Origin of the sequence: Phycicoccus avicenniae (assembly GCF_018139485.1) — a bacterium.
Taxonomy (GTDB): domain Bacteria; phylum Actinomycetota; class Actinomycetes; order Actinomycetales; family Dermatophilaceae; genus Phycicoccus; species Phycicoccus avicenniae.
In genome coordinates, this window is record NZ_JAGSNF010000021.1 from 75757 (window position 1) to 91550 (window position 15794).

Annotated in this window: 15 protein-coding genes; 3 read left to right on the forward strand and 12 right to left on the reverse strand. The window is 74.3% G+C overall.

Annotation, left to right across the window (positions count from 1 at the left end; genetic code table 11):
- Positions 1 to 108 precede the first annotated feature (108 nt).
- From KC207_RS14690 to KC207_RS14725, 8 genes are all read right to left on the reverse strand, one after another.
- Positions 109 to 606 carry a DedA family protein gene (locus KC207_RS14690; RefSeq protein ID WP_211604067.1) on the reverse strand — a complete coding sequence of 166 codons (498 nt, stop codon included), beginning with the start codon at positions 604 to 606 and terminating at the stop codon, positions 109 to 111.
- 62 nt (positions 607 to 668) lie between these two features.
- On the reverse strand, positions 669 to 1100 hold the full coding sequence (locus KC207_RS14695; RefSeq protein WP_211604068.1) for a hypothetical protein: 432 nt from the start codon (positions 1098 to 1100) through the stop codon (positions 669 to 671).
- Positions 1097 to 1741: a hypothetical protein gene (locus KC207_RS14700; protein ID WP_211604069.1), complete on the reverse strand. Its 645-nt coding sequence runs from the start codon at positions 1739 to 1741 to the stop codon at positions 1097 to 1099. The genes KC207_RS14695 and KC207_RS14700 overlap by 4 nt, the downstream gene beginning before the upstream one ends.
- A complete protein-coding gene (locus tag KC207_RS14705) occupies positions 1738 to 2274 on the reverse strand; it encodes a signal peptidase I (RefSeq protein WP_211604070.1) in 537 nt (178 codons plus the stop codon). Before KC207_RS14705 ends, KC207_RS14700 begins: the two co-directional genes overlap by 4 nt.
- Positions 2275 to 2312: 38 nt before the next feature.
- On the reverse strand, positions 2313 to 2828 hold the full coding sequence (locus KC207_RS14710) for an alternate-type signal peptide domain-containing protein (RefSeq protein WP_211604071.1): 516 nt from the start codon (positions 2826 to 2828) through the stop codon (positions 2313 to 2315).
- Positions 2829 to 3082: 254 nt separating this feature from the next.
- Complete coding sequence (ilvC, locus tag KC207_RS14715; protein ID WP_211604072.1) at positions 3083 to 4114, reverse strand: ketol-acid reductoisomerase; 1032 nt, start codon at positions 4112 to 4114, stop codon at positions 3083 to 3085.
- A gap of 70 nt (positions 4115 to 4184) precedes the next feature.
- On the reverse strand, positions 4185 to 4697 hold the full coding sequence (ilvN, locus tag KC207_RS14720) for an acetolactate synthase small subunit (RefSeq protein WP_211604073.1): 513 nt from the start codon (positions 4695 to 4697) through the stop codon (positions 4185 to 4187).
- A 22-nt stretch (positions 4698 to 4719) separates the two neighbouring features.
- Complete coding sequence (locus tag KC207_RS14725) at positions 4720 to 6570, reverse strand: acetolactate synthase large subunit (protein WP_249138771.1); 1851 nt, start codon at positions 6568 to 6570, stop codon at positions 4720 to 4722.
- 372 nt (positions 6571 to 6942) lie between these two features.
- On the opposite strand from KC207_RS14725, the gene KC207_RS14730 reads away from it, so the two are divergent.
- Entirely contained in the window at positions 6943 to 8031 is a 1089-nt protein-coding gene (locus KC207_RS14730) for a hypothetical protein (RefSeq protein WP_211604074.1), read from the forward strand.
- A gap of 49 nt (positions 8032 to 8080) precedes the next feature.
- Here KC207_RS14730 and KC207_RS14735 read toward each other — a convergent pair whose 3' ends face one another.
- The 4 genes from KC207_RS14735 to KC207_RS14750 are packed head-to-tail and all read right to left on the reverse strand — an operon-like array spanning position 8081 to position 14236.
- Positions 8081 to 9649 (reverse strand): hypothetical protein, encoded by a 1569-nt coding sequence (locus tag KC207_RS14735; protein WP_211604075.1) that lies wholly within the window; start codon positions 9647 to 9649, stop codon positions 8081 to 8083.
- Position 9650: 1 nt separating this feature from the next.
- A complete protein-coding gene (locus tag KC207_RS14740) occupies positions 9651 to 10457 on the reverse strand; it encodes an ABC transporter ATP-binding protein (RefSeq protein WP_211604076.1) in 807 nt (268 codons plus the stop codon).
- The gene (gene ilvD / locus KC207_RS14745; RefSeq protein WP_211604077.1) at positions 10450 to 12159 is read right to left on the reverse strand and encodes a dihydroxy-acid dehydratase; all 1710 of its coding nucleotides are present in this window, start codon (positions 12157 to 12159) and stop codon (positions 10450 to 10452) included. The genes KC207_RS14740 and ilvD overlap by 8 nt, the downstream gene beginning before the upstream one ends.
- Position 12160: 1 nt before the next feature.
- Positions 12161 to 14236 (reverse strand): MMPL family transporter, encoded by a 2076-nt coding sequence (locus KC207_RS14750; RefSeq protein WP_211604078.1) that lies wholly within the window; start codon positions 14234 to 14236, stop codon positions 12161 to 12163.
- A 103-nt stretch (positions 14237 to 14339) separates the two neighbouring features.
- Between KC207_RS14750 and KC207_RS14755 the strand changes: the two genes are divergently transcribed.
- On the forward strand, positions 14340 to 14783 hold the full coding sequence (locus KC207_RS14755) for a MarR family winged helix-turn-helix transcriptional regulator (protein ID WP_211604079.1): 444 nt from the start codon (positions 14340 to 14342) through the stop codon (positions 14781 to 14783).
- Positions 14780 to 15754 carry an SDR family NAD(P)-dependent oxidoreductase gene (locus KC207_RS14760; RefSeq protein WP_211604080.1) on the forward strand — a complete coding sequence of 325 codons (975 nt, stop codon included), beginning with the start codon at positions 14780 to 14782 and terminating at the stop codon, positions 15752 to 15754. The genes KC207_RS14755 and KC207_RS14760 overlap by 4 nt, the downstream gene beginning before the upstream one ends.
- Positions 15755 to 15794: the final 40 nt, after the last annotated feature.

Genomic DNA, 15794 nt, shown 5'->3' on the forward strand with positions numbered 1-15794 from the left:
AGGGGGCCCGAGGGGCCGGACGGTGCCGGGGCACGGCGCCGGGCCCGGGGCGCCCACCATCGTAGGGGCGCGCCACCATGTGGACGGCGGTGACCACGATGCGGTCGGTCAGCGGGGATCCGACGCGCTCCGGCGCTCGACCTCGTCGGGCACCCCCGGCGGCGTGAGGCGCCGGCCGACGATCGTCGCGACCCCCAGGACGCCCACCGCCGCGAGCACCCACCCCCAGGAGAGCCGGCCGAGCCAGGCGTCGACGACGGCGAGCCCGACCGTCGTGTAGAGGACCGCCCAGAGCAGGCCCCCGAGGACCACCGCGGGGACGAACCGGCGCAGCGGCATGCGCAGCGCACCGGCGGAGGCGTTGACGGCGGACTGGAGGCCCACGGTGAGGAAGCCGAGGGTCACCGCCGGCGGACCGATCCGGCCGACCCACCGCTCGGCCCGCCGCACGGCGGGCCGCTCGAGGTGGCGGGACCAGCGCGAACGCGCCCCGCCGGCACGCGCTGCCCGACCGATCGCGTATGTCGCCGAGCCCCGGGCGACGGCGCCCGCCCAGAAGGCGAGCAGCACGACCCAGAAGGGCCACCCCGAGACCAGGTCCTGCACGCTCCCAGCCTACGCCGGGTCCCGAGGGCACCTCGCGCGGAAGGAGACCCGTCAGCGAGACGTCAGCGGCAGCCGCCGAGCAGACCGGTGTTGAACCGGCCCGACGTCGTGGCCGCGGCCGACGTCCACGCCGTGCCCGCCACGGCCGATCGCACCTCCACCTCGAAGGGGTTGCCGAGGCTGAGGAGCGAGCCGTAGGTCACCGAGGTCTGCCCGGCGGGGAGGAGGGTCGCAGCCTCGACGACGGTCCGCGGGGTGCCGGTGCGGTAGAGCGTCACGGTGTAGCGGTACCGGGGGTCGACGGCGTCCCACGAGACCGTCGCCGTCGTGAGGGTCGAGGTGCACCGCGTCGTCGGTGGGGGCGTGAGCACCACCGCGGACGACACGCCGGCCCGGACCCCGGCCACGTCGTCCCAGACGCCGGAGGCGGGCGGCGCGAGGAGGCCCGCGAGGACGACGCCGCCGAGGACGGCGAGGGCGCGGCGCGTGCTCATCGGGCGACCTGGCGACCGGTGAGGACCAGCGTCGGGCGCCCCGTCGTCCCCTGCACCGACGTCGGGGCCGTGGTCGCGAGGGCGACGACGAGGCACAGCGAGCCGGACGTGCCGGGATCGAGGCGGCGGCCGCCTCCCGAGACGTCGGTGGCCGTGGCCGTGAGCGCCGCCGGGCCGAAGGTCGCCGTCCCGGTGCACGCGCCCTGGCGCATCCCCGTCGCCGGGGCCACGGTGTTCGACGCCGCGCCTCCGGGGTGAACGGCGACGAGCAGCCACGGGGCGAGGGCACCCCCCGAGGTCCCGGTCGCGGTCCACGCGAAGGGCGCGTCACCGGCGTTCGCGACGCTCACCGCGACGGCCACCGACTCCCCCGGGACCGCGCCCGGGTCCAGCGCCGCACCCGCCAGGTCGACCGTGCCGCCCGCCCCGGCGAGCGCACCGTCGACGCGCAGGTCGAGAACCCCCGACCCGACGGAGGGGACGACCGACGTGCTCTCCGCCTGCCACCGGGCGTGGGTCGGCGAGGCGGCGAGCAGCAGGACGAGGGCGAGGACGACCCACGCCGCGACCGTCCCGGCGGGGACGCGGACGCGTGGACGCCGCTCCTCGCCGGACGCCGGGTCGTCCCGGACGGTCGTCACGGGCGGGCCACCCCCTCGCGGTGGCGGCCCCGGCGACGGTGGGCGGCGGTCCGGGCCCCCCGCCGCAGCATGACGGCGGCGTAGCCGAACAGCGCGAGTGCCGCCGCGACGGTGAGCGCCCGCCGCAGCCCTCGGTCCAGGACCGTCGTCACGTGGCCGACCCACGGCACGACGTACCAGACCTCGCCACGCACCTGGACCTCGCGTACGACCTCACGGTCGGTGGCGTCGTTCGCGTCCCCCCGGGTCCACAGCGACACCTCGCCGTCGTCCGCGACGCCCTGGCCGACGACGCGGTGCGTCACGACCTCGGGTCGCCCGGAGCGCAGCTGGTACGTGACGACGCTGCCGACGCCGAGGTCCTCCGCCGGTGTCGGGCGCACGACGACGACGTCGCCGGGCGAGATCGCCGGCTCCATCGACCCGGTGAGGACGACGTAGGGCGTCGAGCCCGTCGCCCGGGGGACGGCGACGAGCACGACGAGGACGAGGGCCCCCACCGCCGTCACGGCCCAGGAGAGCCATGTCGTCACGCGTCGGGGACCCCGGGACGAGGTCATCGAGGAGTCCGTCAGGGGGTCGCGTCGGTCTGGGTCGCCGTGACGACGACGGCCGACAGGTCGAGCGTCAGACCCTGTGTCGTGTTGTCGACCGTGTCCCCGAACGGGAAGTCGATGTCGACACCGACCTCGAGCGTGCTGCCGTCGTCGGCGCTGCTGATCGTCGTCACGGGGGTGCCGTCGATCGTCGCGTCGACGTCGGTCGTCACGGCGTCGGCGAGCGTCCCGGACCCGGCGCCGCCGCTCAGGCCGATCGTCGCCTCGAGGGTGTCCCCCTCGGCGACGACGGTGTACGAGCCCGCGTAACGCAGCTCGTCGCCGGGGACGATGACGACGGTGCCGGCCGCCGGCGTTCCGTTGAGGGTCCAGGAGCCGCCGCTCGGGTCGGTGAGGGCGAGGCGGCCGCTCGTGACGCTGCCGCCGGGGACCGTCCCCTCTGCGTTCCAGTAGGCGAGGGAGCCGCCGCCCCCGGCGAGGAGCAGGACCCCCGCGCCGGCCGCGAGGATCCCCTTGGTGGATGCGTTCATGACTGTTCCTGTCACGTCGTGGGACGGGTGCCCGCCGTCGCCCCTGCGGCACCCCGGGAGCCCTCTCTGGCCCCTGTGCCGCACACCGTAGGAATGCGCATCCAATTCCGCCCGCGGAACCCGGGAAAGTCCGCCCGAGCGGTCCTGAGGCCCCTCTCAGCGCACCGGAAAGGCGTGACGCCCCGCCACGGACCGTGCGGTCCTCGGCGGGGCGTCACCCCTCGTGTCCGGCCACCGTCGTGGTGGCGCACGGGTCAGCGCGCGGCGGAGCCCTCCACGTAGTCGCTGTCCTGGTCGGTGTCGATCCAGGCCATGAGGCCGCGCAGCTCGCGGCCGGTCTTCTCGATCGGGTGGGCGGCGCCCTCGGCGCGCAGGCGCTGGAACTCCGGGGCGCCCGCGTCCTGGTCGTCGATGAACCGCTTCGCGAAGGCCCCGTTGCGGATGTCCTCGAGCACCGCGGCCATGTTCTGCTTCACGCTCGGGTCGATGACGCGCGGGCCGGAGACGTAGTCGCCGTACTCCGCGGTGTCGGAGACCGACCAGCGCTGCTTGGCGATGCCGCCCTCGATCATGAGGTCGACGATGAGCTTCAGCTCGTGGAGGCACTCGAAGTAGGCGACCTCGGGCTGGTAGCCCGCCTCGACGAGGGTCTCGAACCCGTACATGACGAGCTGGCTCGCCCCTCCGCAGAGGACGGCCTGCTCGCCGAAGAGGTCGGTCTCGGTCTCCTCGGTGAAGGTCGTGCGGATGCCGCCGGCGCGCAGGCCACCGATCGCCTTGCCGTACGAGGCGGCGAGGTCCCAGGCCGAGCCGGAGGCGTCCTGCTCGACGGCGAGGAGCACCGGGACACCCCGGCCGTCGACGTACTCGCGACGGACGATGTGGCCGGGGCCCTTCGGGGCGACCATGAGGACGTCGGAGCCGGCGGGCGCCTGGATGTAGCCGAAGCGGATGTTGAACCCGTGGCCGAAGAGCAGCGCGGCGCCCTCCTTGAGGTTCGGCTCGATCTCGGCGGTGTAGAGCCCACGCTGGACCTGGTCCGGGACGAGGACGACGACGAGGTCGGCCTCGGCGACGGCGTCCGCCACGGAGGTGACGGTGAGCCCCTCGGCCTCGGCCTTGGCCCGCGAGCGCGAGCCCTCGGCGAGCCCGACCCGGACGTCGACGCCGGAGTCGCGCAGGTTGAGGGCGTGGGCGTGGCCCTGGCTGCCGTAGCCGATGACCGCGACCTTGCGGCCCTGGATCACCGACAGGTCGGCGTCGTCGTCGTAGAACATCTCGGCCATCGGAGCGGCCTCTCCTTCGATCTCGGGGATGGTGCTGAGGGGTCTGGTGGGGACTCTAGGTGCTCGGCGCTCAGGCGGTCCGCAGTGCCCGGTCCGTGATCGACCGGGGTCCGCGGCCGATGGCGACCATGCCGGACTGGACGAGCTCGCGGACGCCGAAGGGCTCGAGCACCTCGAGGAGCGCGGTGAGCTTGTCGCTCGTCCCCGTCGCCTCGATCGTCAGCGAGTCGGTCGCGACGTCGACGACCTTGGCGCGGAACATCTGGACGAACTCGAGGACCTGGCTGCGGGTGGCCGCGTCGGCACGGACCTTGATGAGCATGACCTGGCGCTGGACCGCGGAGTCGGCCTCGAGCTCGACGACCTTGAGCACCTCGACGAGCTTGTTGAGCTGCTTGGTCACCTGCTCGAGCGGCAGGTCCTCGACGTCGACGACGACGGTCATCCGGGACACCTCGGGGTGCTCGGTCTCGCCGACCGCGAGGCTGTCGATGTTGAAGCCGCGTCGGGAGAAGAGCGCCGCGATCCGGGCGAGGACGCCGGGCTTGTTCTCGACGAGGACGGAGAGGGTGTGCTTCGACATGGGGTGCTCCTGGCTCGTCGGGTCAGCGACCGTCGTGGTCGGCGTCGGTGGGCTGCGGGACCGCCTCGGACTCCTCGCGGTCCCACTGCGGGGCGGTGTCGCGGGCGACCTGGATGAGGTCGTTGCTCACCCCGGCGGGGACCATCGGCCACACCATCGCGTCCCGCTCGACGACGAAGTCGACGACGACCGGCCGGTCGTCGATGGCCATCGCCTGCCGGATCGTCTCGTCGACGTCCTCGGGCCGCTCGCAGCGCAGCCCGGCGCAGCCGTAGGCGTCGGCGAGCTTGACGAAATCGGGGACGCGGGAGCCGACGGAGGTGTGCAGGTCGGTGTTGGAGTACCGCTCGTTGTAGAAGAGGGTCTGCCACTGCCGGACCATGCCGAGGCTGCTGTTGTTGATGACGGCGACCTTGATCGGGATGTTGTTGATGACGCAGGTCGCGAGCTCCTGGTTCGTCATCTGGAAGCAGCCGTCGCCGTCGATGGCCCACACCGTGCGGTCGGGCTCGCCGACCTTGGCACCCATCGCGGCGGGGACGGAGTAGCCCATCGTCCCGAGCCCGCCGGAGTTGAGCCAGGAGTTGGGGCGCTCGTACTGCACGAACTGGGCGGCCCACATCTGGTGCTGGCCGACCCCGGCGACGTAGACCGCCTCGGGCCCGGCGATCGCCCCGAGCCGCTCGATGACGTACTGCGGGGCGAGCGCGCCCTCCTCGGCCGGTTCGGTGTAGCCGACCGGGAAGGTGCGCTTCCAGCCGGCGACGCGGGAGCGCCACGCCGAGTAGTCGCCGGCGGTGCCGGCGTCCATGTCGTTCTCGACGGCCTCGGCGAGGTCGGTGAGGACGGCCTTGCAGTCCCCGACGATCGGGACGTCGGCCTTGCGGTTCTTGCTGATCTCCGCCGGGTCGATGTCGGCGTGGATCACCTTGGCGTCCGGCGCGAACGTCGACAGCTGGCCGGTGACGCGGTCGTCGAACCGGGCGCCGAGCGCGATGAGCAGGTCGGACTTCTGGAGGCCGGTGACCGCCGAGACCGACCCGTGCATGCCGGGCATGCCGAGGTGCAGCTCGTGGCTGTCCGGCAGGGCGCCGCGGGCCATGAGCGTCGTGACGACCGGGATCTGCGACAGCTCGACGAAGCGGCGCAGCTCCTCGGACGCCTCGGCGCGGATCACGCCGCCGCCGACGTAGAGGACGGGCCGCTTCGCGGCCGCGATGAGCCGGGCGGCCTCGCGGATCTGCTTGCCGTGCGGCCGGGTCACCGGGTGGTAGCCGGGGAGGGAGATCCGCGGCGGCCAGGCGAAGGAGGTCCGGGCCTGGAGGGCGTCCTTGGAGATGTCGACGAGGACCGGGCCGGGCCGGCCGGTGCTCGCGATGTGGAAGGCCTCGGCGATGACCCGCGGGATCTCGGCGGGGTCGGTGACGAGGTAGTTGTGCTTCGTGACCGGCATCGTGATGCCCCGGATGTCCGCCTCCTGGAAGGCGTCGGTGCCGATCGCGGACGAGGCGACCTGCCCGGTGATGGCCACGACGGGGACGGAGTCCATGTAGGCGTCGGCCAGGGCGGTGACGAGGTTCGTCGCCCCGGGGCCGGAGGTCGCCATGCACACCCCGACCCGACCGGTGGCCGACGCGTAGCCCTCGGCGGCGTGCCCGGCGCCCTGCTCGTGCCGGACGAGGACGTGCCGGACCTTGACCGAGTCGAGCAGCGGGTCGTACGCCGGCAGGATCGCGCCGCCGGGGATGCCGAAGACGGTGTCGACCTCCATCGCCTCGAGCGAGAGGACGAGGCTCTGCGCTCCGGTGACCTCGACGGGGGTGCGGGCGCGCGCCTGCTGCGCGACCTGCGCCGGGGTGGGGGCCGGGTGCAGGGCTGCCGGGGTCACCGGTCGGGTGTCGCTCACGATCTCACCGTTCTCTCTCGCCGATGGGGTGGGTCCGGGTCCGCGCACAAAAAAACCCTCCCGTCCCGCGCGGGGACGTCGGAGGGAGCGCGCCTGGTGGTGCGGTCAGGCGCGCTGTCGAAGTACGAGGACTCGAGCCACGCGATCACTGTCTCCCCCGACCGCCCCCGTGTCAACCGGCGAGACACCCGGTCCCACGATCCGGGACCGTGCCGTCGGGCACCCCTGGACGCCCGACCGACGCCTCGTCCGGGCTCGGCCGGTCGGGCGACTGCGCGGGTCCGCTCCCGGGGTCTAGCCTCGGTGCCGTCCGCACCGGCCCGAGCGGAGGTGGCTCCGGTGACCACCGAGACCGTCGTCTTCCTCGTCGTCGTGGCCGTCCGCTTCCTCCTGCCGCTCGCGATCCCCCGCTACCCGCTGCCGGCGATCCTCGGCTGCCTCGTCGTCGACGGGGTCGACCAGACGGTCTTCCAGACCTTCGGCTTCGACCCGCCCGGCTACCAGGGCTACGACAAGGCGATGGACGTCTACTACCTCGCCATCGCCTTCCTCGCCTCGATGCGCAACTGGACCCGCTCGGCCGCCGCCGACATCGCCCGGTTCCTCTTCCTCTACCGGATGGTCGGCGTCGTCGCCTTCGAGCTCACCGGATGGCGCCCACTGCTGCTGCTCTTCCCCAACGCGTTCGAGTACTTCTTCATCGTCTACGAGGCGGTCCGGACCCGGTGGGACCCGCAGCGGCACTCCCCCCGGTGGTGGCTCGCCGCGGCCGCGCTCGTGTGGGTCGTCGTCAAGATCCCGCAGGAGTACTGGATCCACATCGCGCAGCTCGACCTCACGGACACGATGCGCGACGTCCCGTGGTTCACCCCGGCCCTCGTCCTGCTCCTCGCGGCGCTGCTCGGCGGGTACCTGCTCCTCGTCCGCCCCCGGCTGACCGCCCCGGACCACACACTGCGGCTGACGGCGGAGCCGGTCCCCGAGGAGATGGACGAGGCGCACGAGCGCGATTCCTGGATCATCGCCAACCGTCGCGTGCGGTCCTGGGCGACCGTCGAGCAGGTGCTCCTCGTCGGTCTGCTCTGCGTCATCTACGGCCAGATCCTCCCCGACCTCGACGCCACCCCCCTCGAGGTCCTGCTCTTCACCGGCTTCTACACCGTCGTGAACACCGCCGTCACCCTCGCCGCGGTCCGGCGGATCGGCAGCCGCGAGGGGGTCGTCGCTGCCTTCGGCGCCCGGCTCGCCGTCAACGTCGGGCTCGTGCTCCTCGCCCGGATGCTCCTCGGGGCGGGGTCGATCCCGCTGGGGGACGCGTTGTTCTTCCTCACCCTGCTCTCCCTCCTCGTCACCCTCCACGACCGGTGGGCGCCGGTGGCGGCCGTGCGACGGCTTGCGGACCCGGCCGGCCTGCGGCAGGCCCGCTGACGGCGACACCGACGACGCCGCCTCCGACCGGCCCGGAGGGATCGGCAGGTCAGAGCTGGGCGTGCGCGAGGCGTCCGAGCATCTCCGGGGCCCGGTGCTCGAGCCACCGGCCGCCGAGGACGACGGCGCCGGCGAGCAGGACGAGCCCGTAGAGGACCCCGACCACGAGGACCACCCACTCCCCCGCCGTCCCGCGGGTCAGCACGGCGGGGACGAGGACGGGCAGGACGAGGACGGCGGGCCCGACGAAGGACAGCAGCGCGAGCGCGCAGCCCTGGGCGGCTCCGCCGGAGGAGGCTGCGAACGGGTTGCCCCCGACCCGGGGCGCCGTCCCGGGCAGCACCGCGCCGACGAGGGTCGCGAGCGCGAGGCTGGCGAGGAAGGCCGTCACCGTGACGGTGAGCCACGGCACGACCGGGTCGACGAGGCCCAGGACCGCGGACACGCCGAACGTCAGCGCGACGACGGGCCCGAAGACGACGACGGAGGCGACGACGCGGCCGAGCCGGTCGTCCCGGCCGCGCAGACCGGTGCTCACGTGCAGCCACCAGGCCTCGCCGTCGAATGCGAGGTCGTTCATCAGGGTGAGACCGGCGAACACACCGAGGCTCACCACCCCGATCCCCGCGAAGACCCCGAGGTCAGTGACGACGGCCTGGAGGACGAAGAAGACGGGGAGCACGGCGGTGCGCAGGGCGATGCTCACGAGCCGGCTGTCCCGGTACCAGGCCCTCACCCGGCGGGCCGCGACCGTCCCGACGGGCGAGCGGCCGAGCAGGACCGGCAGCAGCCGCCCCCGGCCGATGCGCTGGCCGCCGCTCGTCGTGAGCGGGGAGGTGAGCACCCGGGCCAGCCGGGTCGCCCAGACCCACCACAGGCCCGCGACGAGGAGGACGGCGAGGACGAGGTGGGCGGCCGCCGGCCCCCAGCGGCCCGTCGCGACGTCGAAGGGCAGCGCCCAGGCCCAGCCGACCGGGGTCCAGGAGGCGGCGACCGCGGCACCCCGGGCGTCGAACGAGGCGAGGTCGGTGACCAGGCCCCCGCGGGACACGACGAGGTTGAGGCCGAGCGGGAGCACCGTGACGAGGGAGACGACGACGGCGCCGAGGAGGCGGCCGGTCCGTCCGCCCATGACGGCGGCCAGCACCGAGGTCGCCGCCCGTGACCCGAGGACCGCGGTGAGGCAGCCGAGGACCGCGGCGAGCAGGGCGGCGAGCACCGTCCCCGGACCGCGGGTCCAGGCGACCGTCTGGGCGAGGGCCAGGACGACGAGCATCACGGCGGGGATCCCGGTGAACGACGCGGCGAGCAGGCTCCGTGACAGGGGCCACGCGCGGACCGGGAGCACGGCGAAGCGCGTGGGGTCGAGGACGTTGTCGACCCCGGCCGCCGCGAGCGCGAGGACGGTCCAGAACAGGGTGAGCGAGGCGAAGAGGGGCACCGTGAGGGCCACGACCCGCTCCGGCTGGAGGACGAGGAGGGCGATGGCCGGGCCGAGGACCGCGACGACGGCGAGGGCGCCGAGCCCGCCGAGCACGGAGGAGGTGAGGTGCAGGGCGCTGCGGGTCATCGCAGAGCGCCACATCGCGAGCCGGAGGCGGACGACGAGGAGGGTCACCTCACGGCTCCGGCGCCGTGCCGAGCCAGCCGAGACCGTCCCCGACCCCCTCCCGGGCGCCGACGAGCTCGAGGAAGCGCCGGTGCAGGCTGCCGCCGGCGGTGAGTGCGGCGACGGTGTCGTCGGCGAGGACCCGGCCGTCGGCGACGACCGCGACCCGGTCGCACAGGCCCTCGACGAGCTCCATGACGTGGCTCGACATGACGACCGTGCCGCCGGTCGCGACGTAGCGGCGCAGGATCGTGCGGACGGTCTCGCTCGAGACGGGGTCGACGGCCTCGAACGGCTCGTCGAGGACGAGCAGCCGTGGGGCGTGGATGAGCGCCGCGGCGAGCCCGATCTTCTTCACCATCCCGGCGCTGTAGTCGGCGACGACCGTCCGGGCGTCCGTCCTCAGGTCGAGCACCCCGAGGAGCTCCTCCGCCCGCGCCGCCGTCACCTCGTGCGGCATCCGGCGCAGCCCGCCGACATAGTGGAGCAGCTCGCGGCCGGACAGCTGCTCGAAGAGCCGCATCCCGTCGGGCGCGACACCCATGACGGCCTTGGCCGCGGCGGGGTCGGCCCAGACGTCGAGCCCGAGGACGCGGGCGACCCCCGCGGTGGGTCGCAGGAGACCGGTCGCCATCGACAGCGTCGTCGTCTTGCCGGCGCCGTTGGGCCCGACGAGCCCGAAGAGCGACCCCCGCGGCACGGTGAGCGAGAGCCCGTGGACGACCCGGCGGCCGCGGAACTCCTTGACGAGCCCGTCGAGCTCGAGTGCCGGACCGCCCGTCCCCCCGGACCCGACCGCTCCCCCGGGGTCAGTCACACACGGCGCCGATGCTCGCGCTGCGGACCAGCCGCCGGTACTTCGCGAGGACCCCCCGGGTGTACTTCGGCTCGGGGTGGGTGGCCCCCTCGGCGCGGCGGCGCTCCATCTCGGCCTCGTCGACGAGGAGGTCGAGGGTGCCCTGCGCGACGTCGAGGCGGATCGGGTCGCCGTCGCGGACGAACGCGATGGGACCCTCGTCGACGGCCTCGGGCGCGACGTGGCCGACGCACAGCCCGGTCGTCCCGCCGGAGAAGCGTCCGTCGGTGAGGAGCAGGACGTCCTTGCCGAGTCCGGCGCCCTTGATCGCCCCGGTGACGGCGAGCATCTCGCGCATCCCCGGGCCGCCCTTGGGACCCTCGTAGCGGATGACGACGACGTCGCCGGCCTGCAGCGAGCCGTCGGCGACCGCGTCCATCGCCCCGCGCTCGCCGTCGAAGACCCGGGCGGTGCCCTCGAAGACGTCGGAGTCGAAGCCCGCGGACTTCACGACGGCACCCTCGGGCGCGAGGCTGCCGTGGAGGATCGTGATGCCGCCGGTGGCGTGGATCGGCTCGCGCATCGCCCGCACGACCTTGCCGTCGACGTCCGGCGGGGCGATGTCGGCGAGGTTCTCGGCCATCGTGCGGCCGGTGACGGTGAGGCAGTCCCCGTGGAGCAGGCCCGCGTCGAGCAGGGCGCGCATGACGACGGGGACGCCGCCGACCCGGTCGACGTCGGTCATGACGTACTCACCGAACGGCTTGACGTCCGCGAGGTGCGGGACGCGGGAGCCGACCCGGCGGAAGTCCTCGAGGGTGAGGTCGACCTCGGCCTCGTGCGCGATCGCGAGGAGGTGGAGGACGGCGTTCGTCGACCCGCCGAAGGCCATGACGACGGCGATCGCGTTCTCGAACGCCTCCTTCGTCATGATGTCGCGCGCGGTGATGCCGCGGCGCAGCAGCTCGACGACGGCCTCGCCGGACTTGCGGGCGAACCCGTCGCGACGCCGGTCGGTCGCGGGCGGGGCGGCGGAGCCGGGCAGCGACATCCCGATCGCCTCGGCGACCGAGGCCATCGTGTTCGCGGTGTACATCCCGCCGCAGGCGCCCTCGCCGGGGCAGATCGCCCGCTCGATGGCGTCGACGTCCTCGCGGGACATGAGCCCGCGCGAGCACGCACCGACGGCCTCGAAGGCGTCGATGATCGTCACCGTCTTCTCGGACCCGTCGGACAGCTTGGCGATGCCGGGCAGGATCGAGCCCGCGTAGAGGAAGACCGAGGACAGGTCGAGCCGGGCTGCGGCCATGAGCATCCCGGGCAGCGACTTGTCGCACCCGGCGAGCAGCACCGAGCCGTCGAGCCGCTCGGCGTTCATGACGGTCTCGACCGAGTCGGCGATGACCTCCCGGCTCACGAGCGAGAAGTGCATCCCCTCGTGGCCCATCGAGATCCCGTCGGACACCGAGATCGTCCCGAACTCCAGCGGGTAGCCGCCGCCGGCGTGCACCCCGTCCTTGACGGCCTGGGCGAGCCGGTCGAGCGAGAGGTTGCACGGGGTGATCTCGTTCCACGAGCTCGCGACACCGACCTGCGGCTTGGCGAAGTCGTCGTCGCCGAGACCGACGGCGCGGAGCATCCCGCGGGCGGCGGTGCGCTCGAGACCGTCCGTAACGTCGCGGCTGCGGGGCTTGATGTCCGGCGTGGAGGTCATGGCCGTCATCCTAGGTTCGGGCGTCCGCCTCCTGCGGGACGTCCCGCGGACCGACCGAGGGGCGGACGTCCGGACCGCCGAGCCGCCGCGGCCACCAGAACCGGTCGCCGAGGATGACGGCCGCCGCCGGGACGAGGAGGGTCCGCACGACGAGCGTGTCGAGCAGGACGCCGACGCAGATGACGACGCCGAGCTGGGCGAGGACGACGAGCGGCAGGACCCCGAGGACGGCGAAGACGGCGGCGAGGAGGACGCCCGCGCTCGTGATGACCCCGCCGGTCGCGGCGAGCGCCCGGAGGACGCCCTCGCGGGAGCCGTGCTCACGGGCCTCCTCGGCCGCGCGGGTCACGAGGAAGATGTTGTAGTCGACGCCGAGCGCGACGAGGAAGACGAACGCGAGGAGCGGGACGCTCTCGTCGAGCCGGTCGAAGCCGAGCACCTGGGTGAAGAGCACCCAGCTGATGCCGAGGCTCGCGAGGTAGGTGCCGACGACGGTCGCGACGAGGACCAGGGGTGCGACGACGCTGCGCAGCAGCCCGCCGAGCGCGACGAGCACCAGCGCGAGGATGAGCGGCAGGATGAGCAGCCGGTCGGACGAGGAGGCGTCGGCGGAGTCGACCGCCTCGGCCTCCGTCCCCCCGACGTGGGTGTCCGGCCGGTCCGCGACGGCGGCCCGCAGGTCGCGCACGTTCTGCCGGACCTCCTCCGAGCCCGGCGCCCCCGCGAGGACGGCGTCGACCTCCGCGACGCCGTCGCCCTCGGCGACGACCCGGGCCGACTCGACGCCGGGGACCTCCGCGACCGCGGCGGCGAGGTCCTCGCCGTCTCCCCGGGTCATGACGACCGCCGGGTCCACCGACCCGGCGGGGAAGGACTCGGTGTACCGCTCGAGGGCGGTGATCGACTCGGGGGTGTCGAGGAACTGGTCCTCGGTCGAGAGCCCGGAACGGACCTGGGTGATCCCGCCCGCGGCGACGGCGAGCGCGAGCACGACGACGGTGACGACGCCGGCCGGCCGGGCCGCGACCGCGTCACCGACCCGACGCCACGGCGAGCGCGCGTCGGCGAGCCCGGACTGCCCGACCCGCGGCACCTTCGGCCAGAAGACCCACCGGCCGAAGACGACGAGGGCGGCCGGCAGGACGACGAGGGCGAAGACGGCGGCGACGACGACGCCGACGGCGCACGCGAGGCCGAGACCGCGCGTCGTCGGGAAGGCCGAGAGCAGGAGGGTGAGCAGCCCGAGGACGACGGTCGAGGCGCTCGAGACGACCGCCTCGGTCGTGCGCCGGACGGCGTGGGCCATCGCGGCGCGGCGGTCCTGCGTCGTGCGCAGCTCGTCGCGGTAGCGCGAGATGAGCAGGAGGGCGTAGTCGGTCCCGGCACCGAAGACGAGGACCGAGAGGATCCCGACCGTCGACTCGTCCCACGTGACGTCGATGGCGGCGAGGGTGCGGATCGCGACGACGGCCGCGAGCTGGTCGGCGACACCGACGACGGTGAGCGGGACGAGCCACAGCACGGGACTGCGGTAGGTGACGACGAGCAGCACCGCGACGATCGAGGCCGTCGCGAGGAGGAGCCGGACGTCGGCCCCGGCGAAGACGTCGGCGAGGTCGGCCTGGATCGCCGCGGGGCCGGTGACCTGGGCGGTGAGGCCGTCCGGCAGGCCGCTCGCGGCGACGTCCCGGATCTCGGCGACGGTCTCCGCCGTGCGGGTCGAGTCACCGGCCTCGACGGGGACGACGGTGACGGCCGCCGTGCCGTCGTCGCTGCGCTGGGGCGGCATGCCGGTGGCGCCCGGCAGGGCCCGCACACGCTCCTGCACGGCGGTGACGTCGGCGTCGGTGAGGCCGGCGTCCCGGGTGAAGAGGACGACGGCGGCCGAGCCCTGGTCGTCGGGCAGCTGCTGGCGCAGCTCCGCCGCGGCGCGGCTGTCGGAGCCGAGCGGGAGCGCGCTCAGCGGGTCGTCGGGCGTCTCCGGCTGGCCGACGACGCCGATGACGGCGCCGGCGCCGAGCAGGGCGACGAGGGCGAGGATGCCGGCCACCCACCGGCGGGTGACGAGGTCGGCGACGCGTCCCACGAGAGGGCCTCCGTTGGTAGAGTCGAGACAACAGGTGATTCACCTGATGACTAAGTTGGTGAGTGATATTACGGACCGTCAGCACCGTCCCGCAAGCGAGGCCATGGCTCGCGTCGTCCCCTCGTGGGAGGGGTCGAGCACGCTCGACGCGCTCCAGGAGCTCGTCGAGGTCGCCGGCCGACTGCCCCAGGAGGTCGCCCGGCAGGCCGGGCTCTCGACCTCCGAGCTGCATGCGCTGCGGCATCTCTCGAGCAGCCCGATGGGGCCCGTCGACCTCGCGAGGGCGCTCGGGGTGACGAGCGCGGCCTCGTCCGGGGTCGTCGACCGGCTCGCGGGCCGCGGGCACGTCGAGCGCCGGCCGCACCCGCAGGACCGCCGCCGCACCGAGGTCGTCATCACCGACGCGGGTCGGCTCGAGGTCGCCCGGCGGCTCGCCCCGATGTTCGAGGGGCTGGCCCGCACCGACGCCGCCCTCTCCCCCGCCGAGCGCGAGGTCGTCGAGCGCTTCCTGCGCGGGGCGACCGCCGCGATGCGGTCCCTCACGTGACCGGCGGCCCCGCGGCCACGCTCTCCCGGGCCGTCGACGTCGCCCTCGACCGCACCGTCGCGCCGGGGTTCACCGCCCTCGGGCTCGGGGTCCGGCGCCGCCTGCCCGGCTGGCCCGCCGACCCCCGGCCCGGGGTGCTCGCCGGACGGCACGTCGCCGTCACGGGCGCCTCCGGCGGCCTCGGCCGGCGCACCGTCCTCGACCTCGCCGCGCTCGGCGCCACCGTCCACCTCGTCGTGCGCGACATGGCGAAGGGCGAGCGGGTCGCGAGCGAGGTGCGGGCCGCGGGCAGCGAGGCCCGGGTGTGGCGATGCGACGTCGCCGACCTCGACGCGGTCCGCGCGTTCGCGGACGCGTTCGTCGCCGACGGGACACCGCTGCGGGCGCTCGTCCACAACGCCGGCGCCCTGCCGCCGACCCGCACGGAGTCACCGCAGGGGCACGAGCTGACCCAGGCGCTCCACGTCCTCGGACCGGTCCTCATGACCGAGCGGCTGCTGCCGGCCCTGGCCCCGGAGGCCGGTCGCGTCGTGCTCGTGACCTCCGGGGGGATGTACACCCAGCGGCTCGCCGCCCACGACCCCGAGTACGTCCGTGGCGAGTACAGCGGATCGGTCGCCTACGCACGCAGCAAGCGCGGCCAGGTCGAGCTGCTCCCCACCCTCGCCGAGCGCTGGGCGCCGCACGGCGTCACCGTCCACGCGACACATCCCGGGTGGGCCCGCACGGCCGGGCTCGACGCGTCCCTGCCGACGTTCTCCCGTGCGTTGCGCCCGGTCCTGCGCAGTGACGCCGCCGGGGCCGACACCACGGTGTGGGTCGTCGCGACCGAGCCGACACCACCCGGTGGCCGGCTCTGGCACGACCGGCGGCCGCGGCCGACGCACGTCCTCGGGCGGACGCGACCTCGTCCCGTGGACGTCGAGGACCACCTGCGGTGGGTGCTCGGCGCGACCGGTCTCGACGGCTGAGCGAACCGGCCCCTTCCGGTGCGGGCCGGCCGTCGCCGTG

Bases quoted from the DNA above. Each gene is read 5' to 3' on its own strand.
- ilvC (WP_211604072.1), bottom strand. From the start codon at position 4,114: ATGGCCGAGATGTTCTACGACGACGACGCCGACCTGTCGGTGATCCAG.
- KC207_RS14695 (WP_211604068.1), bottom strand. From the start codon at position 1,100: ATGAGCACGCGCCGCGCCCTCGCCGTCCTCGGCGGCGTCGTCCTCGCG.
- ilvN (WP_211604073.1), bottom strand. From the start codon at position 4,697: ATGTCGAAGCACACCCTCTCCGTCCTCGTCGAGAACAAGCCCGGCGTC.
- KC207_RS14710 (WP_211604071.1), bottom strand. From the start codon at position 2,828: ATGAACGCATCCACCAAGGGGATCCTCGCGGCCGGCGCGGGGGTCCTG.
- ilvD (WP_211604077.1), bottom strand. From the start codon at position 12,159: ATGACGGCCATGACCTCCACGCCGGACATCAAGCCCCGCAGCCGCGAC.
- KC207_RS14755 (WP_211604079.1), top strand. From the start codon at position 14,340: ATGGCTCGCGTCGTCCCCTCGTGGGAGGGGTCGAGCACGCTCGACGCG.